The 25,887-nt window shown below is 39.2% G+C and carries 22 protein-coding genes, 2 tRNA genes and 1 pseudogene; 6 read left to right on the top strand and 19 right to left on the bottom strand.

Features of this window, described 5'->3' with window-relative positions; genetic code table 11:
• Window positions 1-44 precede the first annotated feature (44 nt).
• From J699_RS13380 to J699_RS13400, 5 genes are all read right to left on the bottom strand, one after another.
• Entirely contained in the window at window positions 45-2,372 is a 2,328-nt protein-coding gene (locus tag J699_RS13380) for a TonB-dependent receptor (protein ID WP_032866749.1), read from the bottom strand.
• Window positions 2,373-2,457: 85 nt separating this feature from the next.
• Window positions 2,458-3,426, bottom strand: coding sequence for a siderophore ABC transporter substrate-binding protein (locus J699_RS13385; protein WP_032866746.1), 969 nt, complete (start codon window positions 3,424-3,426; stop codon window positions 2,458-2,460).
• Window positions 3,427-3,432: 6 nt separating this feature from the next.
• Complete coding sequence (locus tag J699_RS13390; protein ID WP_032866744.1) at window positions 3,433-4,203, bottom strand: ABC transporter ATP-binding protein; 771 nt, start codon at window positions 4,201-4,203, stop codon at window positions 3,433-3,435.
• A complete protein-coding gene (locus J699_RS13395) occupies window positions 4,200-5,147 on the bottom strand; it encodes an iron chelate uptake ABC transporter family permease subunit (protein ID WP_032866741.1) in 948 nt (315 codons plus the stop codon). Before J699_RS13395 ends, J699_RS13390 begins: the two co-directional genes overlap by 4 nt.
• Entirely contained in the window at window positions 5,147-6,088 is a 942-nt protein-coding gene (locus J699_RS13400; RefSeq protein WP_032866739.1) for an ABC transporter permease, read from the bottom strand. Before J699_RS13400 ends, J699_RS13395 begins: the two co-directional genes overlap by 1 nt.
• A 631-nt stretch (window positions 6,089-6,719) precedes the next feature.
• On the opposite strand from J699_RS13400, the gene J699_RS13405 reads away from it, so the two are divergent.
• Window positions 6,720-8,750, top strand: coding sequence for a condensation domain-containing protein (locus tag J699_RS13405; protein ID WP_104021881.1), 2,031 nt, complete (start codon window positions 6,720-6,722; stop codon window positions 8,748-8,750).
• Window positions 8,751-8,819: 69 nt separating this feature from the next.
• On the opposite strand, the gene J699_RS13410 is transcribed toward J699_RS13405, so the two are convergent.
• Window positions 8,820-10,667, bottom strand: coding sequence for an AMP-binding protein (locus J699_RS13410; protein ID WP_032866737.1), 1,848 nt, complete (start codon window positions 10,665-10,667; stop codon window positions 8,820-8,822).
• A gap of 392 nt (window positions 10,668-11,059) precedes the next feature.
• Between J699_RS13410 and J699_RS13415 the strand changes: the two genes are divergently transcribed.
• Window positions 11,060-11,920 (top strand): siderophore-interacting protein, encoded by an 861-nt coding sequence (locus J699_RS13415; protein WP_032866735.1) that lies wholly within the window; start codon window positions 11,060-11,062, stop codon window positions 11,918-11,920.
• 198 nt (window positions 11,921-12,118) lie between these two features.
• Here J699_RS13415 and J699_RS13420 read toward each other — a convergent pair.
• The 3 genes from J699_RS13420 to J699_RS13430 form a co-directional block, all read right to left on the bottom strand.
• A tRNA-Ser gene (locus tag J699_RS13420) sits at window positions 12,119-12,208 on the bottom strand.
• A gap of 85 nt (window positions 12,209-12,293) precedes the next feature.
• Window positions 12,294-14,324, bottom strand: coding sequence for an NADPH-dependent 2,4-dienoyl-CoA reductase (locus J699_RS13425; RefSeq protein WP_032866733.1), 2,031 nt, complete (start codon window positions 14,322-14,324; stop codon window positions 12,294-12,296).
• A gap of 210 nt (window positions 14,325-14,534) precedes the next feature.
• Window positions 14,535-15,452 (bottom strand): DMT family transporter, encoded by a 918-nt coding sequence (locus tag J699_RS13430; RefSeq protein ID WP_032866731.1) that lies wholly within the window; start codon window positions 15,450-15,452, stop codon window positions 14,535-14,537.
• Between the two features lie 169 nt (window positions 15,453-15,621).
• Here J699_RS13430 and J699_RS13435 point away from each other — a divergent pair, with 169 nt between their 5' ends.
• Window positions 15,622-16,473 carry a LysR family transcriptional regulator gene (locus tag J699_RS13435; protein WP_032866730.1) on the top strand — a complete coding sequence of 284 codons (852 nt, stop codon included), beginning with the start codon at window positions 15,622-15,624 and terminating at the stop codon, window positions 16,471-16,473.
• 20 nt (window positions 16,474-16,493) lie between these two features.
• Here the strand turns inward: J699_RS13435 and J699_RS0218580 are convergent, their stop codons facing one another.
• Entirely contained in the window at window positions 16,494-16,841 is a 348-nt protein-coding gene (locus J699_RS0218580) for a hypothetical protein (RefSeq protein WP_032866729.1), read from the bottom strand.
• 219 nt (window positions 16,842-17,060) lie between these two features.
• Between J699_RS0218580 and argG the strand changes: the two genes are divergently transcribed.
• Together argG and J699_RS13445 are read left to right on the top strand one after the other, a co-directional pair.
• On the top strand, window positions 17,061-18,404 hold the full coding sequence (gene argG / locus J699_RS13440) for an argininosuccinate synthase (protein WP_005231277.1): 1,344 nt from the start codon (window positions 17,061-17,063) through the stop codon (window positions 18,402-18,404).
• Window positions 18,405-18,591: 187 nt separating this feature from the next.
• Window positions 18,592-19,275, top strand: a complete 684-nt coding sequence (locus tag J699_RS13445) for a pirin family protein (RefSeq protein ID WP_032866728.1) — start codon at window positions 18,592-18,594, stop codon at window positions 19,273-19,275.
• A gap of 43 nt (window positions 19,276-19,318) precedes the next feature.
• On the opposite strand, the gene J699_RS19405 is transcribed toward J699_RS13445, so the two are convergent.
• The 6 genes and pseudogenes from J699_RS19405 to J699_RS0218575 all read right to left on the bottom strand — a co-directional run bounded on the left by J699_RS19405 (window position 19,319) and on the right by J699_RS0218575 (window position 23,444).
• Window positions 19,319-19,552 carry a hypothetical protein gene (locus tag J699_RS19405; protein ID WP_131224140.1) on the bottom strand — a complete coding sequence of 78 codons (234 nt, stop codon included), beginning with the start codon at window positions 19,550-19,552 and terminating at the stop codon, window positions 19,319-19,321.
• A 377-nt stretch (window positions 19,553-19,929) separates the two neighbouring features.
• Complete coding sequence (locus J699_RS13450) at window positions 19,930-20,547, bottom strand: thiol:disulfide interchange protein DsbA/DsbL (protein WP_032866727.1); 618 nt, start codon at window positions 20,545-20,547, stop codon at window positions 19,930-19,932.
• Between the two features lie 756 nt (window positions 20,548-21,303).
• A pseudogene (locus J699_RS13455) lies at window positions 21,304-21,753 on the bottom strand (META domain-containing protein); the annotation flags it as partial.
• 194 nt (window positions 21,754-21,947) lie between these two features.
• Window positions 21,948-22,430, bottom strand: a complete 483-nt coding sequence (locus J699_RS13460) for a hypothetical protein (protein WP_032866726.1) — start codon at window positions 22,428-22,430, stop codon at window positions 21,948-21,950.
• A 141-nt stretch (window positions 22,431-22,571) separates the two neighbouring features.
• Window positions 22,572-22,733 (bottom strand): hypothetical protein, encoded by a 162-nt coding sequence (locus J699_RS19490; RefSeq protein ID WP_165569288.1) that lies wholly within the window; start codon window positions 22,731-22,733, stop codon window positions 22,572-22,574.
• A gap of 390 nt (window positions 22,734-23,123) precedes the next feature.
• Window positions 23,124-23,444 carry a GrlR family regulatory protein gene (locus J699_RS0218575; RefSeq protein WP_032866724.1) on the bottom strand — a complete coding sequence of 107 codons (321 nt, stop codon included), beginning with the start codon at window positions 23,442-23,444 and terminating at the stop codon, window positions 23,124-23,126.
• 578 nt (window positions 23,445-24,022) lie between these two features.
• On the opposite strand from J699_RS0218575, the gene J699_RS13465 reads away from it, so the two are divergent.
• Complete coding sequence (locus J699_RS13465; protein ID WP_032866723.1) at window positions 24,023-24,952, top strand: lauroyl acyltransferase; 930 nt, start codon at window positions 24,023-24,025, stop codon at window positions 24,950-24,952.
• A 69-nt stretch (window positions 24,953-25,021) separates the two neighbouring features.
• Here the strand turns inward: J699_RS13465 and J699_RS13470 are convergent, their stop codons facing one another.
• From J699_RS13470 to J699_RS13480, 3 genes are all read right to left on the bottom strand, one after another.
• Complete coding sequence (locus J699_RS13470; protein ID WP_032866722.1) at window positions 25,022-25,231, bottom strand: cold-shock protein; 210 nt, start codon at window positions 25,229-25,231, stop codon at window positions 25,022-25,024.
• Between the two features lie 103 nt (window positions 25,232-25,334).
• Window positions 25,335-25,556: a hypothetical protein gene (locus J699_RS13475; RefSeq protein WP_032866721.1), complete on the bottom strand. Its 222-nt coding sequence runs from the start codon at window positions 25,554-25,556 to the stop codon at window positions 25,335-25,337.
• 197 nt (window positions 25,557-25,753) lie between these two features.
• A tRNA-Met gene (locus J699_RS13480) sits at window positions 25,754-25,830 on the bottom strand.
• Window positions 25,831-25,887: the final 57 nt, after the last annotated feature.

The raw sequence follows: 25,887 nt of genomic DNA, 5'->3' as shown, positions 1-25,887 counted from the left end.
CTGCCAAATCTGATTTGGCAGTTTTTTTATGTCTTCTGATTAAATTAAAAATCAATCGAGGCAGATAATAAATAAGTACGTGGCGCACCCAGCATTAAACTTGTAAATTGAGGCATTGCCCAATATGACTTGTTGGTGAGGTTATCGATATTCCCACGAATCGTGACAGGGAATTGCGCTATTTTGGTTTGGTAACGTGCGCCAATTCCGTACACTTCGCGTCCAGGTACTGAAGTTGAGTTATCCGTATAAATATATTGTTTGGACGCAGCTGTTGCATTGGCAGTCAAAGTTAAGCCCGGGATATATGGCACATCCCCTTCAACACCAAGTTTCGCTTGCATTTTTGGAACACCGGCAACAACATTGCCTAACTCGTTTTTAATTCCGGTTTTTGTGATTTTAGGATCAATATACGTAAATCCACCCATTACACGCAGACTATCCATAGGTGAACCGTAAAAGCCCCATTCAACTCCGCGATTACGTTGTTCGCCATCAGCGCCATAAATCGATTTGCTCTTGCCATCCGTACTTCTAATCACATACGAATTTCGAGACTTGATCTGAAAAACACTCAAGCTATTGGTGAATTTACCACTGTCAATTTTAATTCCGGCTTCCATCTGTTTGGTTTTGAAAGGAGAAAATATTTGTCCTTCATTTTCGTAGTTCTGTCCTGTGGGTACCGTTCCCCCTGAACTTAATCCTTCGATATAGTTGGTATACAATGAAACATGATCATTGGCTTTGAACAAAATTGCAGCTGCAGGCGTAACAGCATTTTTATCATAACGGCCGTTAACATTTCGGACGCCCTGCCCATTCAGACTTTCAGTAACAATATTCTGGTAGCGTAGCCCTAAGGTCAATTGCAACTGTTCTTGAAGCATCGACAGGGTATCGGCCAGGCCAACACTTGTTAAATTTTCTTTATTGCTAAAAATAGGTGCGACCGCAACACGATCCGGCTTACTGCCCCAGTTTGGGTTATAGATATTGGTTATACGATCTCCACCAGGAAATCCTTGTCTGATCCCCGATTCGTCATCCGTTTCGCGGTAATGTGTTGCATTTAATGCCAGCGCATGTTTTACCGCTCCTGTATCAAATTTACCCCGTAAACCGACTTCAGCAGATTTACGTTCATACTCAAAGCCTAAATGAGCAATATTGAACTTGATATCTCCTGCCTGATTTTGAATTTCAGTTTTAGCAGCTCCCAAAGTATCATATTCTGTTTTACTCATACCCGCCGTGGCATATGCCATCCACTGATCGTTTAAGTCATACTCACCGCGAATCATCCCGCCTTTATCACGGGTGTTATAGACTGTCCAGGTCGGGTTCAACAAGGTATCTGGGTTTGGCGCTTTAGGTAATTTAACGCCGGATAAAATGGTTAAACCACGATTAATACCGTCAGCATGGTCACGGCTGGTATATAAGTCGGCTGAAAGTCGTGCATTTTCGCCTTTCCAGTCCAAACCCAGTGAAAAGAGATGCGTGGTTTTTTCCTGCGATTTAATTGGTCCTTCGCCATCTCGATAGACACTATTGAACCGCACACCAAATTCTTTATTTTCACCAAAACGGCGTCCAACATCCAGATGCCCGCCGAATTGCGAATCCGACATATACGTGGTGGTAAAACGAGTTAAAGGATCATCGCCCGCGCGTTTCGGCACCAAGTTAACCGTTCCCCCTAAAGTTGCCCCTGGCGGCATGCCGTTGAGCATTGCCGAAGGACCTTTTAATACATCAATACGTTCAAACATTTCCGGTGAGGCGCGATATAACGGTGCAATACCATATAATCCACCCATAGACGTATCGCGACCCGCCGCTACAGAACTCGATCTAAACCCACGAATCGCATAACTTTCTGCAATGACACCATAAGCGCCCGTTGAAAAAATAGATGGATCCGTTTTTGCAATCACATCGGTGATATCTTTCGCTTGCTGATCTGCAATATATTTTTCTGTATAAGCAATGGTATTAAACGGGGTTTCCATCGCGGTTTTATTGCCTAAAAAGCCAACTGAGCTTTTCGTGGACACTTGTCCTCCTGCATAATGATCGTCTTGCTCAGCTTTGACTGTAATGAGCGGCAAAGCGGTTGCATTGACTTGCGCAGTCGGTTGCGGATCAAGGGCTTCTATTGAATGATCAATCACGGCAGCATGGCCATTTGATGCACATAGTACAAATACGGTACCTAATGCATAACCTAATCGAAGTGCCATTTGTGCCGAAGCAATTCCATTTAATATGAAAGAACGGCGATTGATTATTTTATCATTCCCGGTTTTTAAATTAAGGTTATAACTCACGTTGCTCATTAGAATACCTGCAATATTGTAATTCAGTTTTTATTAACTATCTGCCTAAAAAACATAGCAAAATAGTGAAAATTTATGCTTTAAGATTTGACTCGGTTATACGCCCCAGAATTTATTGATAGCCTTTTTTCACATCTTCCATCACAATTTTGAGAGAGGTTGGGCTTGCAGCCGTGGTGTACCACGCATCCGCATCAACAAAAATGACACGACCGTTTTTCCATGCTTTGGTTTGACGTAATAATGGATTTTCAACACTGGCAGCATTAATTTTTGCGCGATGCTCCATCACGGCAGTCCGGTCCACGATATAGAGAATATCCGGGTCTGCTTTTTTGATGAATTCACTCGAAATTGGTTGCCCATGTAGACTTGTATCCATGGCACTACTGGCCGGCTTTACCCCAAAAGCATTAAAAATAAAGCCATAGCGGGACTGAACACCAAAATTACTAAATGCCCCATTGTTATGAAGAACGACTAGCGCTGTTTCTGGGCGATTGGCTGTCACCGCTTGTACCTGCTTCACCTGTTGATCAAGTTCAGAAACTTTCTGGCGAGCCAAATCTTCTTTATTAAATATTTTCCCCAAGGTCATCATATGGTCTTTCACCAGATCAATATGATGACTCCCACTATTGTTGAAGTTAATATCGTAATGAATGGTCGGGGCAATTTTTGACAGTTCCTGATACTGATTAACGTGTAAGGGCGTCATCAAAATCAAGTCTGGCTTTAATGCATATATCCTTTCCATATTGGGCTGTACAATTGCACCCAGATCCTGAATTTGTGGATCTGTTTTATATTTTTCCAGAAAGTGTGGAATATAATCTTTGGGCATTCCCATAATCGGGACATTGAGCTGATCCAGAAAATCAGCCTCATTCATATCAAGTACGGCGACCCGTTGCGGTAGATGATCAATCACCGTGCTGCCAAGCGCATGTTTTACCGTAATCGGCTGGGCCAGCTTTTGAGAAGCTGGAGTGCGCTCTGCAACTTTTTGATCACATGCTTGGAGAGTGACGGCTGCCGCTATCATGAGGGCGATCCCCCCATATCTTTTCTTCCAGTTCATATCGATTCAAGCTCCGGATGAGTTGAAGTAATTACACATACAGCCACGCTCACTGTATGTAATTTCAAAATCAAGCTCGTACAGATCATTTAATTGCGTCTCTGTAATCACTTGTTCCGTTAACCCACTGAAATGAAGTTTGCCGTTCTTCAGCGCGACAATATGATCTGAATAATTCGTGGCAAAATTGATATCATGAATGACTAAAATCACAGTGCGCCCTTGTTCATCACATAAGCGTCTGAGTGCACGCATAATCTGAACGGCATGTTTCATATCAAGGTTATTTAAAGGTTCATCTAATAAAAGTAGGTCTGTCTGCTGCGCGATGGTCATTGCCAAAAAAGCCATTTGCCTTTGCCCACCACTAATTTCATCGATATAAGCTTTGCGCAGTGGCTCTAAAGAAAGAAACTCAATCGCTTCATCAATCAACTGATGGTCCTGTTCGCTTAAAACACCACGGCTATAAGGAAAGCGTCCAAATGAAACCAGTTCTTCTACGGTTAAACGCAAATTAAAGCCAGGCGCCTGACGCAAAGTCGCGACATGTTTGGCATAAGCAGCCGTTTTAATATCGGCAATATTTTGTTGATTCAAAAAAATCTCGCCCTGATCTGGCTCAATTAAACGGGCCATCATCATGAGCAAAGTTGATTTTCCTGCGCCATTTGGACCAATCAGTGACGTCACCTGACCTGTAGGAAATTCAATATTGATGTCCCTAAGTACGGGCTTATTCCCGTATGACTTATGGATATTTCTGACCTGAATCATGTAACACCTCGGGTACGAACCGCCAACGCAAGGAAATAAATGCCGCATACCAGATTGACCAGAATGCTGACCGTGGTTTTGTAATTAAAAACATGCTCAACGAGAATCTGAGCTGCAATAAATATGGCAATGGTGAGCGCACACCCCATGGGTAGCGTTAATTTATGCTGATAACTTTTGGCTAATGCATAGGTCATATTGGCAATGAAGACGCCCATGAATACAGTCGGGCCAATGAGACTGGTCGATACCGCAACAAGGACAGCGATCAGGGCTAAATAAAAACTGACATAACGGTGATGATGAATGCCTAATGAAATGGCTTGCTCACGCCCTAAAACCAGAACATCCAGAACAGGAAGTGCTTTTCTAGCGAGAAATAAAGTAATGACTACGGCTAAGCTGGCATACAATAAAGTATCTGTTTGAGCACGATTAAACGAAGCATAACTCAGGCCCTGGAACACAGAGAATTCGCCGGGACTGATTTTGAGTTGAATAAATTGGGTAACCGTCCCGATGACCATGGTCAGTACTAACCCCAAAAGTAGCAGTAAAAAGACATCTTTTTTGCCATAGGGCAATAACCAGGTATGGATGAACCATGAATACAGCAGCATTAAAACAATAGAGATAAAGAAATTACCATTTACCCCTAACTGACTTAATCCATATGTCCCCCAAACAAACAGCAATAACACTTGCCATAACAAATAAACCGCTTCATAGCCCATAATTGAAGGGGTTAAAATACGATTACCGACCAAGGTCTGAAAAACAATCGAAGACACCGCAATACACATCCCCGCTACAACAATGGTGGCAAGACGCAGCAGTCGGTGAGGAATGACGTATTCAACGTCGAGTCCTGAGTTTAAAAATAGAAAACATACGGCCAGACAGGCAACAATCAGATAAATCAGCCATAACTTTGTGATACGCATTATCTGAACTCCCTCAAAATGAGGATGAGGAAAATAAAGCCCCCTATCCCACCGGCGGTCAGTCCAATCGGTACTTCAAATGGATAAATGATTAAGCGACCGAAAATATCGCAAAAAAGTAAGAGCGATGCCCCGCCTAAAGCCACAATCGGCAAGGTTTTAGCTAAGTTTTCTCCGTATTTCAGTGCGACTAGATTGGGAACCACGAGCCCGACAAAAGGAATTGCACCTACGGTAATGACAGTTGTTGAAACGGTAATCGCAACCAGTATTAGACCGCTGGCTGCTATCGCTGCATAACGAACCCCCAAGCTCGCCGCCATCTCCTCGCCCATACCAATCACGGTAAAGCGATGGGCAAAAAGATAAGTCAGGACAACAATCGGAAAAATAAGGTAAATGACTTCATAGTGACCTTGGATAATTTTCGAAAAATCTCCCAAAAGCCACCCTTGCATACTTTGTAAAATATTAAAGCGATAGGCATAAAACTCAGCTAAGGCAGTGAGTACACTGCCATACATCAAGCCAATGACGGGGACTAAAACGGTATTTCTAAAATGAATACGGCGGATAATGGCGATATAAATCAAGCTGGCAATAAAACAAAAAAAGATCGCAAATATCATTTTACTCAGCGTGCTGGTTACCGGAACTAATGTTAATGACACTAAAATTCCCAGTTTGGCAGCATCCAGACCACCCGAAGTTTCCGGTTCAACAAACTTGTTACGCACAATATGCTGTAGGATGACGCCACACACCGCCAGTCCGATTCCGGTCAGCACAATGGTCATTAAACGGGGGATACGGCTGGCCGTGAGTGTAAGCCAACTCTCATGAGAAAAAGTAAGCAAAGCAGACCATTGTATTTGCTCAGCTCCGAGCAACAATGAACAAATGCATAAAATGATAAAAATACAGAATAAGCCCCATTGCATCAGTGGTATGCCCCACTCGAACCGAAAACAAACGATGCAATTTGCAAATTTGGCCCGTTCCAGCACAAGGTAGGCAAAATTTGTTCAACATTAGATAGGCTTATTGTCCTTTCATGATTGAATATGCTCATGAAAACACCTCAATTTTATCGAGACAACCAAATAGGTTCCTTTTGAATATGCACAATCACGGTCATATCCTCAGGATCGTTTTTTTCATCTTTAAATTATTTTTGCCCAGCCAATTCCGAATAAAATAAATATTAATCAACAACTTATTATTTATCTTATATTTTAAAAATTCGTCATTGCCAGTCACCCAAACTTAATGAAAATAATAATCTTGATGTAAATGAGAATCAATTATAGTATGTTTAAAGGTAAAATGTAACCCTACTGTTACATCAGTACAGTTCATGTGGACATCAACTCATTAGAAACAGATCAATTTTTTGCAAACAAGTAAATTTATAACATTATGAATTATATGAAATTTAATCTGATGTAAGAAATTTGCGAAATGAAAATTGATGAAAATAGCCATTTGATAAACCAGGATTCATTTATGTTGGAACAATTTTCCAAAGCCCCCTCTCTTATTCCAGTGACTGATCACGAAGCGCATATCTGGATGTTGCAATTCCAGCAGCCTGAACAAATTAATCGACGTTTTAACCTATGGAAGCTGGATCAAGGTCTGGATATGCAAGGGCTGATCAATGCACTTCAAGACATGATTAACACCACGCCTGACCTAAATGTCCGCTATATATTGAGTGAGGAAGGTGATTTATACAAAACTCCATATGATGACCCTTCATCTTGTCTAGAAGTAAGAAAGGACAATACAGAACACGTATTTGAGCAAGTGGCGACATTAAAAGCACAATCATGGAATGCAGAAACTCATCCACCTTTTTTTACACGTTTGGTCGAAACAGACCACGACTATTTTCTTATTTTAGTGCTCCACCCTATTCTTGACCAAAGCTATCAAACGACAGATTTCATTCAGGCTATACAACATCGTTATCAGCAATATTCAGCAAATCATTTGCCATTGCTGCTAAGGGAAATTGATATCCCGAATCATCTAAATGTAAGTCCTATCAAAGCATCGGAACAATCCAAGCAAATCGATATTTCAGAAATTATTTTAGAAGAGTTCCGAAATACGCTCGCTGAACCAGAAATGAGCCTCCATGATGACTTTTTTGATTTTGGCGGTCATTCACTATTAGCAACCCGAATTATTGGAAACTTACTCAATAAGCATGGCATTGAGATTCAATTTAATGATTTCTTTAAATCGCCCTCTGCCGCTGATTTAGCCCAATATGCTTTGGTTAAGTCTGCAAAAACTGAAAAATCCACCTTACAACGTGTCGAAAAAGCCCCGCTGACTTTAGCTCAAGATTTCCTATGGCAAGCTTATTCTGCTTTCGATTTTAGCCCAATTTATAACTTGCCATTTGCCGTAGAATTCCTTGAAGAAATTGATGAAGATATTTTCTTGCAAGCCTTTACAGATATTGTTGAGCGCCATGCCGGTTTACGCACAATATTTAATCGCGCCAGTGGTCAAACCGATCAACAGGTTGTTCCTATATCTGAACTTCAACAATTCAAATGGTTTTGGAACAGTGCCGAAAGTAAAGATGCAACGCTTGCCAGTGAAGCTGCATATCAATTTGATTTAACTCGCGAACTTCCACTCAGGATTCGTTTATTTCGAAATGCTCAAGGCCGCCAAACTCTATCATTTTTAGTTCATCACATGGTGATTGATGAATGGTCTTTAAATACCATTATGGCTGATCTTGCACATGCTTATCTTGCTCGCTCAAATGCTGAAGCGCCTCGCTGGAAGGCACCCGCTCAATCCATTCTTGATTTTTCTTTACTGCAGCAAAAACAAGGGATCAATCAAGACCATCTAAATTATTGGACTAAGCTGTTAAGAGGAGCAACCAAAGGTTTATATCTCCCTGTTTCGCAAAATGAATTAAATGCTGAACAGGAAAAACCGCCAGTCCAATGGCTCGAACTTAAATTTGCACCGGAAATGTATGAAAAGCTGCTCGCATTTTCGAGACAACACAGCTCTTCCATTTTCGCGGTTCTCTACACGGCAATCGCCAATGCCTTACAGCAACAAGGTGATTTAGAAGATATTGTGATCGGTACTTCTGCATCTGGACGAACTGATCCCGAGTTTTTTGATACGGTGGGTTACTTTACGACCATGGTGGCGCATCGCACACGGTTTAGCCCTTCAGATTCATTCCAATCATTGCTCCACAATATCAGCACAATGATCAATACCTCGATGGCCTATGCCGATATTCCAATCAACCATATTCAAAATGCATTAGGGATGAGCGCAACTGAAGGACTGTTATTTGATGTGTTTATTCATATCCATTCAAATAACGCTTTAAACGGCGCGCTCAAAACACCTCAGGGACAAGACCTTCCTTATCGCCAGATCTTGCCGGAACGTGATGAATCGATGTTCGGATTACATTTTGAAATAATGGAAAATGTGATTGATGAGCAACATCAGTTAAGCATGATCATTACGTATCAAGCCCACCGCTTCCCGACTGCAACAGTCAAAAGTATCTGTGAAAAAATTCAGGCGACCTTAACTCAAATCTAGTCGCCCTAGACGCCACCATGTGCTTAAAAGCGAACAACTCAACTTCCTTTTAAGCACATTTCAATTTCCCTATCTGATTTGCTGCTCTACTTTATTCACCACATCCTGAATTGTTTTGCAGCTCATCAATGTATAAAAATCAATTTCGGTACTGAGCTTCTGAGAAAGTTTCTGGGCAATCTTCATGAGCTGTTTCGGACGAATGCCTATATCCAATATTTCACTTCTATAAAAAATATCCATTTTTTCAGCTTGGCTATTCGCGATGCAGTCACGGAAAACTGATAAAACCGAATCTCCTACCTCAGCAATTGATGGCGGTGTTGTAGAGGAATTTGCAGACCACGTAGCAGATACGTAAAGTTTCCCCTGAGCGATTTCTTGCACAGCTTTACGATCAATTTTGCCATTTCGGGTCAAAGGTATGATGTCGATGCCCAAATATTTCGAAGGAATATGAGAACTTGGCAAATGTACTTTTAAAAAGTTCTTTAATTCGTGATGACTTAAGCCCGTAGTTTCAGATTTATTATCTAGGGTATAAACAGCGACTAACTCTTGAGTTTCAGTGGTTGGATGTACACAACTGATTACCACACAATTATGAATATACGGGTTCTTTGTCAAAGCATTTTCAACCTCAACCGCAGAGATTCTCACGCCTTTTATCTTTAAATAACCTTCCTCACGCCCCGCAAAAATAATATTTCCATCTTCCCGGACATAGCCTTGATCACTCATGCGGAAAGCCGTTTGCGTTTCATTGTCGCTTAGCGGAAGATCAACGAAATCCTTATAATAAATTTCTCCATTCAGTAAATAGCCATTTGATAAGTTAAGCCCAGTCATATACATCGTACCGACCTCACCCATTGGGCAAGGCTTCAGATTTTCATCCAAAATAAAATATCGGTTATTTTCTAAAGCTTTTCCATACGGAATAATGTCCTGATCTTGCTCATCAATTTCATGCCATATACTCCAAATCGTGGTCTCTGTAGGTCCACCTAATGAAAATAAACGCGCGTGAGGTAATTGTTGTCTTAACTTCGAGATGAGTGCAGGTTTGATATAGTCGCCGCCTTGGGCAATTAAACGCAAAGACCGTAACTGTTCTTTACGAGCCACACTGAATAGCATATCGACAATGGCAGGCACACTGCTCCAAAGCGTAACTTTGCAACGATCTACCAGATCGGCCCAGACAACAGCATTTTTATTCTGTTCAAAAGATGGTACCACCAACGTTGCACCAACGGCCATTGAAGCGAATACATCAAATACTGACATATCATGATGGAACGGTGTTACTGCCATAATGACGTCATCAGCAGTCATTTCCCATTTCGAAATCGTCTGCTGTAGCGTGTTTGCAGTGGCCTGATTATTTAAGACCACACATTTCGGAGTGCCTGTACTTCCCGAGGTATATAAATAATATGCCGGAAGCCGGTTAATTTCGGCATTAAAGCTCGGTTCATCCTCAGTGGTAGCCGATAAAATTTCATTAATATTTAGGTTTTGAACACCAGCAATGGGTGCGTCACTCACCACCACATCTGCCCGACTATTCGTCAATAAATAGTTCAGTCTCGACAGCGGTGAATCCATATCTACAGGTAGCCAGATAATGCCTGTTAACGCACATGCCAAAGCGGTATAGATATGCTCAGGACTTTTTCTCAGGCAAATTGCAACCACTGACCCTGCCGCCAAGTCTTGCTTTTTTAGCGCAGACATGACTTTGGCGACCTGGGCCCCGACCTCAGCATAGTTGATGCTACGGTCTTCAAAAATGATTGCTGTTCGATTGGACGTCCGATCAAAAATATTGTCATAAATTCGCTTTAAGAAATTTTCTATGTTGTTATTTTTATGATTCATTTGCTCTAAATTTTGATTAAAATCGTTTAGCATTTATCAATTTCCTCACCCGATTATTTATTCAGTACTGCCCCATCTAATCTTCAAAACAAGGCTATAAAATTTCGTCCTTTTTTGCTCTTGGTTTGAAGCATAGATATCTCTTCACAATAATATAAATGATAATCATTTTCAATTAATACCATAAGAGCACCGCCATTAATTGGTTTAAAATTCTTGATGAAAAATCATAGATATCAAAACTATCAATTAATCATTTACTTTTAGATTTAATGACTTAGAGAGTAGCCTTATTGACTAAAACCCACAATTGATAATAATTATTATTTACATTTATACAAGAATTGGTTATCGTAACCGATAAAGAGATTACATTTATAACCATTATCTCGCTCTATAGTCGTCATTAAGCTTAGGTGATATATATGACAAAAATTGCAGAAAAAACAAAACCAGAATATAGCGATATACTCAAACAGAAAGACCATTTACAAGATCTGGAACAGCTTGAGATGACCATTATCTCAATCCATTCCCCTTTTCCATCCATTGTAAGAATTCAAGGAAAAATCAACACATTACAACCAGAGCTTTGGCAAGCTCCCAATTTGGCCATTCGCTTAATTGTGAGCCATTCACCAGAGGGACATCCCATCTCACGTGTGTATACGGTACGTTCATTCGATCCTGTAAATGCTCAAATCGAAATTGATTTTGTTAAACATGAAGATTTAAGCCCAGCAATGCAATGGCTTAATTCGGCTCAAGTGGGTACAAAAATCGGGCTTATTGGTCCCCGCCCTCATTTTATACCCAATTTTATCCATCAAAAACATGTGGTCATGTTTGCCGATGATACGGCTGTACCCGCGTTATATTCGATACTGAACGAATGGGAAAATGGCGTAAGTGCTGATATTTTCATTGAAAGTTTTGAAAAAGATATTGCTCGCCAATTCCCCCACCATGACCATGTAAAAATCCATTCGTTCCATAAAGAACATCACACACCACAAAAAGGTCTTCTTTTAAAAGCGGCATTTGCACTAAAAATTTATGAAAATACGACGATTTGGGCGGCTTGCGAACGCAATGAAGCAAGGGCCTTACGTCAATTTTTTCTAGAAGACAAACACTTGCATAAAAACGACGTACGTATTGCAGGCTACTGGAAAGATGGTATGTCCGGTTCAGAACTCGATCTGCTACGTGCTAAACATTATCAGGAGCATATTCAACAAGGTAAGACCTTGAACGAATATGATGATCTGGATATGTCGAATTAGCATCCAGTTTGCCCCAATCTACGGTGAAGTTCGATTAACCTTGATAACAGGGCTATTCCTTTAATTGGCACACAATGATGTAAAAATAGATTAACTTGAATAAGAACAAAGAAGAAATTACTAAAATTTCAAAGCGTGCCAAAGTTGTGACAAAGAAAAAGGGAATCAAACTATATGTTTGATTCCCTTTAAGATATTTGGCGGAAGCGGTGAGATTCGAACTCACGGAGGACTCACACCCTCGTCGGTTTTCAAGACCGGTGCATTAAACCGCTCTGCCACGCTTCCATGTGCGTAAGAATACAAAGCTTGCCCTGTTTATACAAGAGAAATTTAACTGCAATGTATTCAAATGCATATTGTTTCATCAATTTTACAGTTTAGCGGCTAATTCAGCACCATCTCGAATCGCTCGCTTTGCATCGAGCTCCGCAGCAAGCTTGGCTCCGCCAATAATATGATAGTTTGCCAAAGTACTTTCACCTTCTTTAGGCATTAAATCCTTGACCGATTCTTGTCCGGCACAGACCACAATGGTATCTACGCGCAACAATTGATCGTGTCCATTATGTTCAACCCATAAGCCTTCATCAGTCACTGCTTTATACTGCACACCACGTAACATACGTACAGCATGTTTTTTCAGTTGCGCACGATGCACCCAACCCGAAGTTTTACCCAGACCAATTCCGAGTGGTGTCGTTTTACGTTGCAATAAATAAATCTGACGCACAGGAACGTCCACTTCTGGACGCTGCATGCCCCCTTCAGAAATATAATCCGGGTTTGGGTCAACCCCCCATTCACGTTGCCACTCTGCCAAAGGTTGCGGCTGGGGCTGATGAGGTGGCTTTAATAGAAACTCTGATACATCAAAGCCAATCCCGCCTGCACCAATCACTGCAACTTTATGTCCGACCTCAGCACCACGCAAAACCTCGGCATAAGACAAGACCTGCGGTGCGGTGCTGCCTTGTATTTTTAACGCACGTGGCACCACGCCTGTTGCTACCACAACCTCATCAAAGCCTTCTCGCTCTAATTGTTCGCGACTGATCCGCGTATTTAAACGCACATCGACACCGGTTTGCTTCAATTGCACTTTAAAATAACGAATGGTTTCATGGAACTCTTCTTTACCAGGCACTACTTTGGCCAGATTAAACTGCCCACCAACATCGTCATTGGCTTCAAATAAGGTCACGGCATGACCACGACTTGCAGCTACTGTTGCGGCAGACATTCCTGCAACACCACCACCGACCACGGCGATACGTTTTGGTTTTTTGGTTTTGATATAGACCAGTTCAGTTTCAAAACAGGCTTGTGGATTGACCAGACAAGTGACCCTTTGATTTTTAAAAGCATGATCTAAACAGGCTTGGTTACAGGCAATACAAGTATTAATTTCATCAACACGATTGGTGGCTGTTTTATTGACCCAATACGGATCTGCCAAAAATGGACGTGCCATCTGCACCATATCCGCCTTACCTGAAGCAATGATTTCTTCAGCAACATCCGGCATATTGATACGATTCGATGCAATTACCGGAACAGAAACATGCTGCTTCACGGCTGCGGTATAGTCCACAAATGCTGCACGCGGTACAGAGGTTACAATGGTCGGCACACGGGCTTCATGCCAGCCAATCCCGGTATTCAACAAAGTAATGCCTGCTTTTTCCAATGCTTTGGCGACCACAATCACTTCTTGCATGGTATTGCCATCATGCACCAAATCCAGCAAAGACAGGCGGAAAGCAATAATAAATTTTTCACCGACTTTGGCACGAATGGCCTTGACGATTTCGACCGGGAAACGCATACGGTTTTCAATATCACCGCCCCACCGATCGGTACGTTTATTCACATGGCTGCTCAGGAACTGGTTAATTAGATAACCTTCTGAACCCATGATTTCTACCCCATCATATCCGGCTTTTTTGGCCAGACTGGCACAACGGGCATAATCGTCAATGGTGGCCAAAATCTGTGAATCAGACATCTGACGCGGCTTAAACGGATTAATCGGCGCCTGGATGGGAGAAGAAGAAACTGAAAAAGGATGATAACCATAACGCCCGGAATGCAAAATCTGCATTAGAATCTTGGCACCATGTTTATGTACCGCATGCGTGACCAGACGATGATGCGGAATATCTGCAAGACTATTCATGGTTCCGCCCGCTGGTAATAACCAGCCTTGACGGTTTGGAGAAATCCCCCCCGTGATAATTAAGCCAACACCACCCTTTGCACGCTCACCGAAATAAGCCGCAAGTTTAGGATAATTAAAAAAACGATCTTCTAAACCTGAATGCATTGAGCCCATTACGACACGGTTTTTAATGGTAGTAAAACCCAAATGTAATGGTTTTAAGATATTTGCATAGCTAGTCATGGTATTCCTTCTTTAATTTTGGCTTTGCAACTTGTTGCATAGTACTTTAATACTTTTTTATTGATTTGGGATGACTATAGGGCGAATTTTAATGGTTGAAAGTGTCAATTTAACGTGATGACTAGAAACTATTCTTCATTATCGACCTATAAAAAAGCAGCCATTTCACTGACTGCTTTTTTACGCCAACATTTAAAAATGGCACATCGCTTAAGGCTGTTGATTGCATGAATAAGCCAGACGACTTTTGGTTTTTTTCACTTTGAGCGAACTCATCACAATGCCCAGACAAATAAAGACCGCACCGATTAAGATGTTCAGGGTTAAAGGTTCATGCCAGATCAGCGAACCAAAAACTAGACTCAGAATTGGAATACACATGATTGAGATCGAGGCAACAAAAGTATCCACCTGACTCACGATCCAGTTCCATAATGCAAATGCAAATCCTGTTCCAACCACTGCAATATAAAATAAGGCAGATTCATTTAAAGGGTTGAGCCAAACCTGGACATCTACAGGCTCAAAAGCTAAAGCACCAGCAAAAATAACAGCGCCACCTAATAACAGTTGCCAAATGGTCAGCTTGATTTTGTCATACGTCGCAAAATTCTTTTTAATAAACACCGTTGATAAGGCCCAAAAGAAGCCAGAACCAATTAACAAAATTTGTCCAAGCAATGAGGTATTCATATGGATATGCTGCAGTTGTGGCCAGAGAATGGCGATCAGCCCCAATGTACCTAAAACCAGCCCTATACCCTTTTGGCTATTCAAACGCTCGTTTAAGAAATAATGTGCCAGCACCCCAATAAAAATTGGCATGGTAAAGACCAGCACTGCCGATAATCCTGAATCCACAAATTGCATCGCAAAAGTTTGCGTTGCATAGAAACCTAGACAAATCAGCAAGCTTAAAATCATCAAGGGCTTCCACTCTGACGGTTTTGGCAGAATCGATTTCTTCAGCATTCGCTGTATGATCATTAAAGTCAGTGCAGCCAGAATCAAACGTGTAGAAATAAACAGGAATGGTGGAAAGACTTGCAAACTGTGTTTAACCAAGCCCCATAAAGAACCCCAGACTAGACATAACAACGCGATTGCGCTTACGACTCGAATATTCACGTGTTGTACTCAACCCTTGGAAAGTCATGTTAGTGTATAAAATAAATGACATCATGAATAATGCTATGTTTTAATAGATCCATCATTTTTTTTGATGCCCATTTAGCAGACTCTCCTTTTTGAATTTTATCTTTCGGAATGGATGAGCTGGCACGATTGAGGAATTGCCGTGAATATTGATATTAATGATATCCGTTCTTTTGTGACTGTGGCCGAGCTGAAAAGTATTACGGCGGCGGCACATAAGCTCAATCATTTACAATCCAATATGACTGCAAAAATCAAGAAGATTGAAAATCATTACAAACGCCAGTTATTTATCCGTAGACCCAAAGGCGTTGAACTGACTGAATCAGGCATGAATTTGTATACCCAATATAAAAAAATGATGTTCACCTGGGAGGAAACCGAAAATAAAATCTATCAACAAGAAAGCGTACTGCGTTTCGGGACCAATACCAGTCTCGGCGGCATGCGTTTTTATCCATCTTTTAGCAAATTATATGAGGCTTATCCTGACCTCTCGATTACCATGAAAACTGGTTCGACGGGCTATATTGAAGATGAAATCCTCGCGGGCAATCTGGATATGGCCTATGCACTAGGTCATCCAAAACAAAAGAACCTGCAATATATTCAAAAGGCGGATGATCAACTGGTGATTATTGGCAAAAATATGATTAACCACGACAGTCTTGAAGAGTGTCTGAATCATCAAAATATCTTGCTGGCCTCTGAACAATGCTGCTATGCCACAACTCTGGATAGCATCTATAGCGACTATAATCTCAAAAAGGGTGAACTCACCCATATTTATGATCATGAAGCTTTAATTCACTTTACCCAGTTGGGTATGGGCATTTCCATGATTGCCAAGTCATTGATTGAGAAATACAAGATTCAATACTATCGGGAAACGCCTGAACAGTATCGGGATATCGGTCTTTATCTGATTGCACGTCAGGACCATGTATTTACCCCGATTGAGAAGCAATTTATTGGCCTAAATGATGCGCTTTGAGCTCATTTTCAAGGACATCGTTAACTTTTTTGCAGTTCAGTTGGCAGTTTAAAAGTTGAATATTTTTCCCATCTGAATAGAGAGAAAAACAGCATGACAACAGCCACAACCGTTCCTAAAGGAAACATATTGAGCATAAAGACCGTCATTAAGATTGAACCAATACGACTACGAGTAGTTCCCGTCTGAACACTTTTCGCACATAGGAAATGAATAGCAATCAAGGCTATACGCCCGAAGAGACCACCGATAAAGTAATGGGGCATGTGCATAAATAAATTATAAATCACATAAACGAGATCTGATATCAAGATAAACGCGACAATGCGATGTAATGTAGAGAGCGTTTGATTGTGTGTTTCTAGCATTTTATTATTTCACCCTGTTTAGAATCTTCATAAAAACTTTATGTTTATCGTAAAACTTTATATTTTTCTGATGTTAATCTATTTTTCAAATGAAAAAAAAAGAATTCCTCTCCTAACAGAAAAAAAATCGATTTGAAAAGTGATATAGTACGGAACGTATAAATTCTCTTTGGTCACCGAAGTATTAGGGTGCCTATTTCGAAATAGTTAGGACTAGCAATGACTGATAATGCAACGATCTTGCAGCATGTACCAGTAGGTAAAAAAGTAGGGATTGCCTTCTCTGGTGGTTTAGACACTTCAGCAGCTTTATTATGGATGAAACAGAAAGGCGCAGAGCCTTATGCATACACTGCAAATCTGGGTCAACCTGATGAAGATGACTATGATGCTATTCCAAAGAAAGCTGAACAGTACGGTGCAGTCAAAGCTCGATTAATCGATTGTCGTTTACAACTTGCGCTTGAAGGTATTGCAGCGATTCAATGTGGCGCATTCCATATCAGCACAGGTGGTGTTCCTTATTTCAATACCACACCTTTAGGTCGTGCAGTTACCGGTACCATGCTGGTCACCGCAATGAAAGAAGATGACGTTAATATCTGGGGTGATGGCTCAACCTATAAAGGTAACGATATTGAACGTTTCTATCGTTACGGCTTATTGACCAACCCTGCCCTTAAAATCTATAAACCGTGGTTAGACCAACAGTTTATTGATGAGTTAGGTGGCCGTGCCGAAATGTCGCAATTCTTAATCGACAACGGCTTTGACTATAAAATGTCAAAAGAAAAAGCCTATTCAACTGACTCGAATATGTTGGGCGCAACACATGAAGCCAAAGATTTAGAATACCTCAATGCCGGTATTAAAATCGTAGATCCGATCATGGGCGTGGCATTCTGGAAAGACGAGGTTGAAATCCAGCCAGAACAAGTGAGCATTACTTTTGAAGAAGGTATGCCGGTTGCGCTCAATGGCCAACGCATCGAAGATCCGGTTGAATTTATTTTAGAAGCAAACCGTATCGGTGGCCGTCATGGTTTAGGTATGTCTGACCAGATCGAAAACCGTATTATCGAAGCAAAATCTCGCGGTATTTATGAAGCACCAGGCATGGCATTGTTACACATTGCTTATGAGCGTCTAGTCACCGGTATTCATAACGAAGATACCATTGAACAATACCGTATCAACGGTTTACGTTTAGGTCGTTTACTTTACCAAGGTCGCTGGTTCGATTCACAAGCATTGATGCTTCGTGAAACTGCACAACGTTGGGTTGCGAAAGCGATTACCGGTACTGTAACGCTCGAATTACGTCGTGGTAATGATTACACCATTATGAACACTGAATCTCCGAACCTTACTTATGAAGCTGAGCGTTTGACCATGGAGAAAGGTGATTCGATGTTTACACCGATGGATCGTATCGGTCAGTTAACCATGCGTAACCTTGATATCACAGATACACGTGCAAAATTGGGTATCTACACAGAAACTGGTCTGCTTTCTGTAGGTCAAGGCTCTGCAATTCCACAATTGGAAAACAAATCAAAATAAGCGTTTCATACCTCTGTATAAAACCTTAAAAGGCTGAATCTTGTATTCGGCCTTTTTTATACCCTTACAATAAGCAACCCCATCATCTCAATTATAGAACAACACGTCGCAATAAAAGACTGTTTATCCCTATTATGAATCGATAATATAAGCATCAAGCAGAACATAATAATTTGGGAGATGAAAGATGAATGCTTATCTACATCGCAGTGAAAATCGTGGTCATGTTAAAGCAGGCTGGTTAGACACCTATCATAGTTTTTCATTTGGTAGCTGGTACAACCCGAAATACATGGGTGTCAGTGCCCTGCGCGTCATTAATGATGATACCGTGGCTGCACACAATGGTTTTGGTACTCACCCGCACGACAATATGGAAATCCTGACTTGTGTACTGGATGGCACCATTTCCCATAAAGACAGCATGGGCAATGAAGGCCAGATCAATGCTGGTGAATGGCAATTGATGAGTGCGGGTACAGGTGTCACTCACAGTGAAATGAACAAGCATGATAAAGCGGTGCATCTATTACAGATCTGGATTCAACCGAATGTACAAGATGCAGAACCCACCTATCAGCAAATTCAGCTCAATCCGAAAGATCATCCAAACCAATGGCACTTGATCGCAGGTGATGAATCTGCACCAATGCTGATCCGTCAAAATGCTGAAGTAAAAACCGCGGTCATTGAAAAGGATCAACATCTAGACGTTACAGCACGGAAAAAAGTGAACTATGTGCATGTTATTTCAGGTGAAGTGATGATTGCAGATCATTTAGTCAAAGCTGGTGATGCCTTGCTATTTGATGAAACAGCAACCATTACTGCGCTGCAAGACAGTCAGATGATCTGGTTTGACCTACCTTAAGTCCCGTTTTAACTCGTACTCCTCCCTCGGGGGTACGAGCTTTTTAATCGCTACTTCCACCACCATCACAACTCCCCGAATCCGAGCTAGTACTGTCACTTATGCTACACTGATCGGTAGGTCTGGAAGCATGATGTTGAGATGAGTCATTGATATAAGGCGTTGGCGAATACGAATCACTAGAGTCAGATGAAACTTGGCTAGCGCTGGTTTTCTTTACCCAGAGTATGAATAAAACCAAGCCAATCACAACCAGTACAATAATAAATAACAGCATTAGAAATCTTGTGTGCCCTGCCAATCTTTAGAAACGACTATATCCTGAGTCTAGACTTTAAAAAAGATAGACATTAAAAAAGCCCGATTAACGGGCTTTTCTACAACCTTGAACATTTTTAAAAACAATCTAGATTGTTTCGTTCGTTGTTAGCTGTGTATTCAGGTCATCATATCTTTTTGCATTTAGGCAAGATTTCTCTTAAATCCCAAATAGTATATGACTTCCTTATTGTTTAAATTAGCACCAATTATGAATGGGGTCAAGCACCCTGTTAATGCTAAAAAGCTAAACCCAACACAGCATGGCCGTGACGAAGCAAACTGTCTAAACAATGTGTTGAACTCAAAATAATGTCCTCATAAAAAAACTAAACATTATTTGTTTTTACGTTCTTTATTCACCAGATAATCCACCACTTGCACAACCTTTTCATCACCGCCCTGAACAATATATTTACCATTTACCACGACCGCAGGAACGCCTGTAAGTTGGTATTTACGCGCCAATTGATTGGATTCGGCAATTTTTGCTGTGATTGCAAAAGAATCAAACATGCTATTAAACTTTTGCTCAGGTACGCCGTATTGGGTAAAAAATTTAGCAAAAGCTTCCTTTTGCAAAATTCTTTGATTGCCAGAAAAATTGGCATGGAATAATGGTAAATGTGTCCGCTTACGAATGCCTAATGCTTCACTGACATAATAGGCACGCGCACCCTGCTCCCACATGGGTGTCATTGCTGCCGGCGTGCGAAGAAAATACACATCTTTTGGAATCTGCTTTAACCAGCTTTGCATATGCGGTTCTAATTTAAAGCAATAGGTACAGCCATACCAAAAAAATTCCCGTACCTCGATTTTATCTGGAACAGACGTTTTTTCTGGATTTTGTACAACCGTATAATCTTTACCTGCAACAAAATCTGCTGCCATTGTCTGGGTAGAAAGTACTGCAACCATTGCAGTAAGGCCCGTTAAAATAAATTTTTTCATTAACTTCACTAAGCTCATAACGCCTTTATCGCGCCCGAGAATTTATAAGTAATACCATTCCAAAACCTCATCGTAAAACACTGTTTATGTCCTTAAACAGTCGATATCAGACTACGATGGGCATAGTTTACTCGAGAAATGCCCTACAAAAAGTAGGTCTTATAAATTATCGATTAAAATCAACAATTAAAAACAAAAATGCAACAGCTTAATAGACCTATTATTAATCTTCTTGTCGCTACGTCTTGTTTTATCAGTTAGTCCCACCTACCTTTTTGAAGCTATAAAAAAAGCCCTGAATCGTTCTGACTCAGGGCTTTGGAGTTCATGTAACTTCATAAAAAGTTATATGACTTTAATATCTTGGTAGGTATATCCAGACTCGAACTGGAGACCTCTACGATGTCAACGTAGTATTCATTCAATAAATTCAATTACTTAATTCTAATCGGCGCCCAATTTTAGCCGATTATTTCTGTTACATTAATTGTTCTTATTTTAACCACAGATTTTTGTCATGTAAGTAGTCGACGGCATTTTAATAAATTCCATCTCAAGGGAGAGTGAACATTTCTATAAAAAGCCCACCTTTCGATGAGCTTTTTATTGATTGACTGGTTGTGAACCCTATTCAATCATCTAACAATATACCTGCTATTTGCATCAATTAATATTAATTACATTCATGCATTCTGACTGATTGACTAACCTTGGCAAATAGAGGTTAAGAGCTAATAAAATTCTTAACTCTTATTTCGTCACTTTAACACCTGTGAATACATGTTTTTGTCCTTTGCTATCAGTCACTGTCAAAATTGCTTGATCATTTACGGTGCTGATTTCAAAAGGTACTTTTTTCTCGTTGAAGATTTCTACAGCTAGATCTTCTTGTTTCATTAAATCCTCATCGGCACAAGCCATCAAAGTTGATACTAGTCCTGAAGTTACAATTGTATTCCCTTCAATCTTCCAAGTACCACCAGGGTTATTACAACCTGTTTGAATTGAGAGTTTTTGCTCTGAATTAAATGATAAAATCAGGGGTTTAGAGTCTTTTGCACCTTGATATGTCCAGTTATATTCAGACAAATTCTTTGCAGCTGCAGTAGCAACTTCAGAGGCAGCACTATTAGTATCGTTTTGTACTTTTTGACAAGCCATTAAAGACAATGGGAGTAACGCAAAGATTAAGTATTTAATTTTCATATTTTAAACATCTGGAAATACACAAGAGACACAAGCTTAAAGTATTCTTGAAAAAAGATCAGATTATTCTTTTAGGGCTTAAGTTTAAGTAATGTCTTTATTTGTAATCCCCAATTAATACAATAACTTACATATTTTTAATTTTATAATTATTATTCAATTGGATATATAAGATACAATCTTATAAAATTTAATTAATAAAGTTTATATCTAAATTTTTGCATATCATGGGGCATGTTTAGTTTTACATACCATTTATCACCCTTTGGATTTCCAATGACGATTGCATCAACCTCAAAAGCGTCATGTTCAGATAAACTTTTTATTTTTATAAAATTACAAAATTCTTTGGCGCTACTCTCATTTAGATATCCGACCCTTAAAGTATCAATATATACCCCAACCTCTCCTGTAGCTTCTTGAGCAATAATTGCATCCTTTTTGACTTTAATAAACTCTTCACTTTCTATCCCTATCACTGTTTTTAATTCATTTTGATAAAGTATAACTATTACTTCATGTGCATACTCTTCTCCTGCTTCATTAAATATTTTTCCTAGAATATTTAGCGTGGTATTAGGCATTTCTTGTACCCTACCTTTTTTTCTTATCTTCTTTTCAAACTTAAAATATAGCACCCATAATAATACTGATATTATAAAAAAGGCCAAAATCATATTATTTCACTCTTATATATACAATCCACAATCACTCACTTTATCAACAAACTGGAAACGACAATTAGAGAGCTATTTGTAGCTCTCTAATGCCAACTTTTTTAACTATACTAAATAGTTAAAATTCTAAATCAATAATGATCATTTAGATTGTTCATTATTTTCTTTAGGCTGATTAATCACCGGCTGCTGTGAATCTGGCTGTACAGGGGGGTTCTGTTTAGGGTCAGATTGCTGTTGTTGTCCAGGTGGTTGATTTTGTTGATTAGACTGTTGTTTTGAATTATCTTGATTCTGAGACATTAGTGTCTCTCCTGTATAATGATGTGTAGATAACTATCTATCACTCATTCACAATAAGCCTTTAGTTGATATATAGATAGCATGAACTTGCATTAAGTTGTAATTAATTCCTACAAAATCTAGAAAACTATAATTAACTAATAAATATGAACATTACACCCCCAAAGTTTTACACCTATATTATTATCTCTAAATCCTTTCTCATCAAACCCTTAATTAAAATTAATGTGTTTGAACTTAAGCTTCAGATTAGTATTACTAACTTCTTTAAAAAAATATTTAACCAATAAACTCAATTAATTCTTTAAAATTCAAGCTATTGAAATTATTTTATTAAAAAAGCCTAAAATAGGCTTTCTAATTTAAGAAAAACTTTAAGCAATGAAAAAGCTAACTTTTTTTACCAATTAGTTTTGCTTGGACGAGTAAAGGTACAGTCTGTAAATTTTCAACATTTCCATGCAACATATAGCCTTGATTATCCTCTTGAAAAGTTAAATTAAGTTTTAGTGATCCAGAACCTCCAAAAAGAGAATGTACATTTATATTGTGCTTGCTGAGACTTAAGATTAGCCGATTCTCTTCAATATACCCATTGTAAGAATAGGTTGTATCTCCTCCATCAGCTATCTCATCATCAACAACAAGTATTCCATTTCCAAAATCTTTATCACTGCTTTTAAATGTTAGTAAGTAAATTCCATCTTTCATAGCTAGCTCACCAAACGATACTGAATATACAGTTATATTATTTTAACTCAGGATCATCACAAAAAGTCTATAAACCGCCATTGAATTGTAATACTTTATTTTTACAAGAATAATAAAATGTTTAAAAAGAAGACATTATACAAGCAGGATTAGTTTTATTTAATGGACTCTCATATATTTCAAGAGAAAGATCATATTATTCTTGAGTTCAGTGTTACCAAGTTAACCTTTATAAAAACTTTTTCTTAAGAAAACTGAATACAAGCCTGATTAACAATAAAAAAGATAATACCCAACCAAACTACGTAAAAAATAGATATGCTTGAGAATACATCCAAAAACTTATAGGAATAACAATCAAACCCAAAACTATTCTATGCTAGTTGAGATATGTAACTATAAAATCCCACTTTCAAGTAATTTAATATAATGCCAATTCTTATAAGCTGTTATTTTCATTTAGGTTAATTAGCACTACTCATCAATCTTACCAGTAGATTATCGTGTAATAATTAAATAACTGAATAAAAATTATCTATGTTACTCTATACAAGACTCTTCTTAAGAAACACTCTGCTATGAATTACACATATCCGTATATCGCAGGTACGTTTCTCTGGTCATTTTTGCTACCTAAATATTGGTTTATCTGGGTTTCTATTGGAATTTTATTAGTGTTGGCATTATTGCCCTGGGCGCTTCAATGGCGTCTTGCAGAAATTTTATCAAAAATAGCATGGAAGACTTTAGGATCTCGCCGAAAGACAACTCTTCGTAACTTACACTTATGTTTTCCTCAGAAATCGTCCTATCAAATTGAATTAGATGCTAAACAAATTTTTTTTAATGGAATGCTTGGTTATTTTGAGGCTATAAATTCTTGGTACTCACCTAAATGGTTTGCAAATAGAATTCATATAGATGGATTAGAACACCTTAAAAAGCATAAAGACAAAGGTATACTGCTCCTTGGGAGTCATACTACACTTTTAGATGCTGGAGGTTTCGTAAGTAGTTGCTTCTTTAATTTAGATGTTGTGTATAGACCGCAAAATAACCTTCTTTTAAATTTCTTGATCATTAGAGGGCGTTCTAGAGTTTATCAGAATCAAATTCCGAAAAATGATATGAAGGAGCTTATCAAAAATTTAAAGCAAGGTCATGCTATATGGTATAGCCCAGATCAAGACTTCGGTTTAAAACAAGGTGTAATGGCCCCTTTCTTCAATGTTCCTGCAGCTACCCTGACAGCTCATAGGCGTTTAATGAAAATTGCAGACGCAGTTGCCATTCCATTATTTTTCTATAGGACAGGTGATATAAAGAACCCTCAATATCATGTTCTCTTAGAGCCTGCATTAGACAATTTTCCAAGTACCGATGAAGTAGTTGATGCGACTAGAGTTAATCAAATACTTGAAAACCAAATTAGTATGTATCCTACACAATATATGTGGTTCCACCGTAGATTTAAGACCCGTCCCCCGGGGGAGGAAAGTCTATATTAAGTTACATAATTTTGTGTATGTAAGAAAATAAAAAGCCCACATATAGTGAGCTTTTTATTTTTCTATCAATTAAATAGCTTTAATATAAGTAGCTTGTGGACCTTTCTTACCCTGACCAGAAACGAAACTTACTCGTTGACCTTCATTCAGAACTTTAAAGCCACTGCTTTGAATCTCGCTGAAATGAGCAAATAAATCTTCACCAGAATCAGCTTGGATGAAACCAAAACCTTTAGCTTCATTGAACCACTTAACTGTACCAGTAGATGTATCAGACATATTTTAAACCTTATATACTTTATTTAGGGATTAAATCATAATTTTAAAAATGCTTTAATCCATTTCATCTTTATTAAAAAGATACTACAAATGTGTGAATTAGTTAGATTAATCGATAAAGTTGATTAACATCAGTATAGAAACTATTTCCATCTAAATTAAAGTCAATTTCTTGGCCACAATTTAGTAGTACTCTTTTTCCAACTTCTACCCATTTGAAACCTTGTAACGTACTCTGTTGACGTTTCAAAGGGATAATTTTCACACAAATTTCATTGCCATCGATGGCTTTGGCTACGCGCCAGTCATTAATAATTGTTAACACAAAATCACTCTACTTAAGAGCTCAAATGATTGATTTTATTTACTATACGCTAGACAGATAAGAGATGATAACTGAGTTTCTAGAATTTAATAATATATAGCTTTGTTTAGGATTATATAAGCTAATTTCAATTGCTATTTGTTCTTTCCAGAATAGCAACTTTAAATACATCAAAGAGCAAAATTAATTAAATCGGTTGGTAGCGGGAGCTGGATTTGAACCAACGACCTTCGGGTTATGAGCCCGACGAGCTACCAGACTGCTCCATCCCGCACCGACAGGTTAGGTTTATAGGCTCTTTACCATTCATAAGCAAGCTTAATCGTGATTA

This window comes from Acinetobacter sp. 1000160 (assembly GCF_000588715.1).
GTDB lineage: Bacteria > Pseudomonadota > Gammaproteobacteria > Pseudomonadales > Moraxellaceae > Acinetobacter > Acinetobacter courvalinii.
The sequence above is the reverse complement of the archived record's forward strand: the minus strand, read 5'-3'. Positions and strand labels throughout refer to the sequence as shown.

What these genes read in the sequence shown, in the direction of transcription:
- J699_RS13385 (WP_032866746.1), bottom strand. Translation starts at nt 3,426, where the DNA reads ATGAACTGGAAGAAAAGATATGGGGGGATCGCCCTCATGATAGCGGCA.
- J699_RS13390 (WP_032866744.1), bottom strand. Translation starts at nt 4,203, where the DNA reads ATGATTCAGGTCAGAAATATCCATAAGTCATACGGGAATAAGCCCGTA.
- J699_RS13395 (WP_032866741.1), bottom strand. Translation starts at nt 5,147, where the DNA reads ATGCGTATCACAAAGTTATGGCTGATTTATCTGATTGTTGCCTGTCTG.
- J699_RS13400 (WP_032866739.1), bottom strand. Translation starts at nt 6,088, where the DNA reads ATGCAATGGGGCTTATTCTGTATTTTTATCATTTTATGCATTTGTTCA.
- J699_RS13405 (WP_104021881.1), top strand. Translation starts at nt 6,720, where the DNA reads ATGTTGCAATTCCAGCAGCCTGAACAAATTAATCGACGTTTTAACCTA.
- J699_RS13410 (WP_032866737.1), bottom strand. Translation starts at nt 10,667, where the DNA reads ATGCTAAACGATTTTAATCAAAATTTAGAGCAAATGAATCATAAAAAT.
- J699_RS13415 (WP_032866735.1), top strand. Translation starts at nt 11,060, where the DNA reads ATGACAAAAATTGCAGAAAAAACAAAACCAGAATATAGCGATATACTC.
- J699_RS13425 (WP_032866733.1), bottom strand. Translation starts at nt 14,324, where the DNA reads ATGACTAGCTATGCAAATATCTTAAAACCATTACATTTGGGTTTTACT.
- J699_RS0218580 (WP_032866729.1), bottom strand. Translation starts at nt 16,841, where the DNA reads ATGCTAGAAACACACAATCAAACGCTCTCTACATTACATCGCATTGTC.
- argG (WP_005231277.1), top strand. Translation starts at nt 17,061, where the DNA reads ATGACTGATAATGCAACGATCTTGCAGCATGTACCAGTAGGTAAAAAA.
- J699_RS13445 (WP_032866728.1), top strand. Translation starts at nt 18,592, where the DNA reads ATGAATGCTTATCTACATCGCAGTGAAAATCGTGGTCATGTTAAAGCA.
- J699_RS19405 (WP_131224140.1), bottom strand. Translation starts at nt 19,552, where the DNA reads ATGCTGTTATTTATTATTGTACTGGTTGTGATTGGCTTGGTTTTATTC.
- J699_RS13450 (WP_032866727.1), bottom strand. Translation starts at nt 20,547, where the DNA reads ATGAAAAAATTTATTTTAACGGGCCTTACTGCAATGGTTGCAGTACTT.
- J699_RS13460 (WP_032866726.1), bottom strand. Translation starts at nt 22,430, where the DNA reads ATGATTTTGGCCTTTTTTATAATATCAGTATTATTATGGGTGCTATAT.
- J699_RS19490 (WP_165569288.1), bottom strand. Translation starts at nt 22,733, where the DNA reads ATGTCTCAGAATCAAGATAATTCAAAACAACAGTCTAATCAACAAAAT.
- J699_RS0218575 (WP_032866724.1), bottom strand. Translation starts at nt 23,444, where the DNA reads ATGAAAGATGGAATTTACTTACTAACATTTAAAAGCAGTGATAAAGAT.
- J699_RS13465 (WP_032866723.1), top strand. Translation starts at nt 24,023, where the DNA reads ATGAATTACACATATCCGTATATCGCAGGTACGTTTCTCTGGTCATTT.
- J699_RS13470 (WP_032866722.1), bottom strand. Translation starts at nt 25,231, where the DNA reads ATGTCTGATACATCTACTGGTACAGTTAAGTGGTTCAATGAAGCTAAA.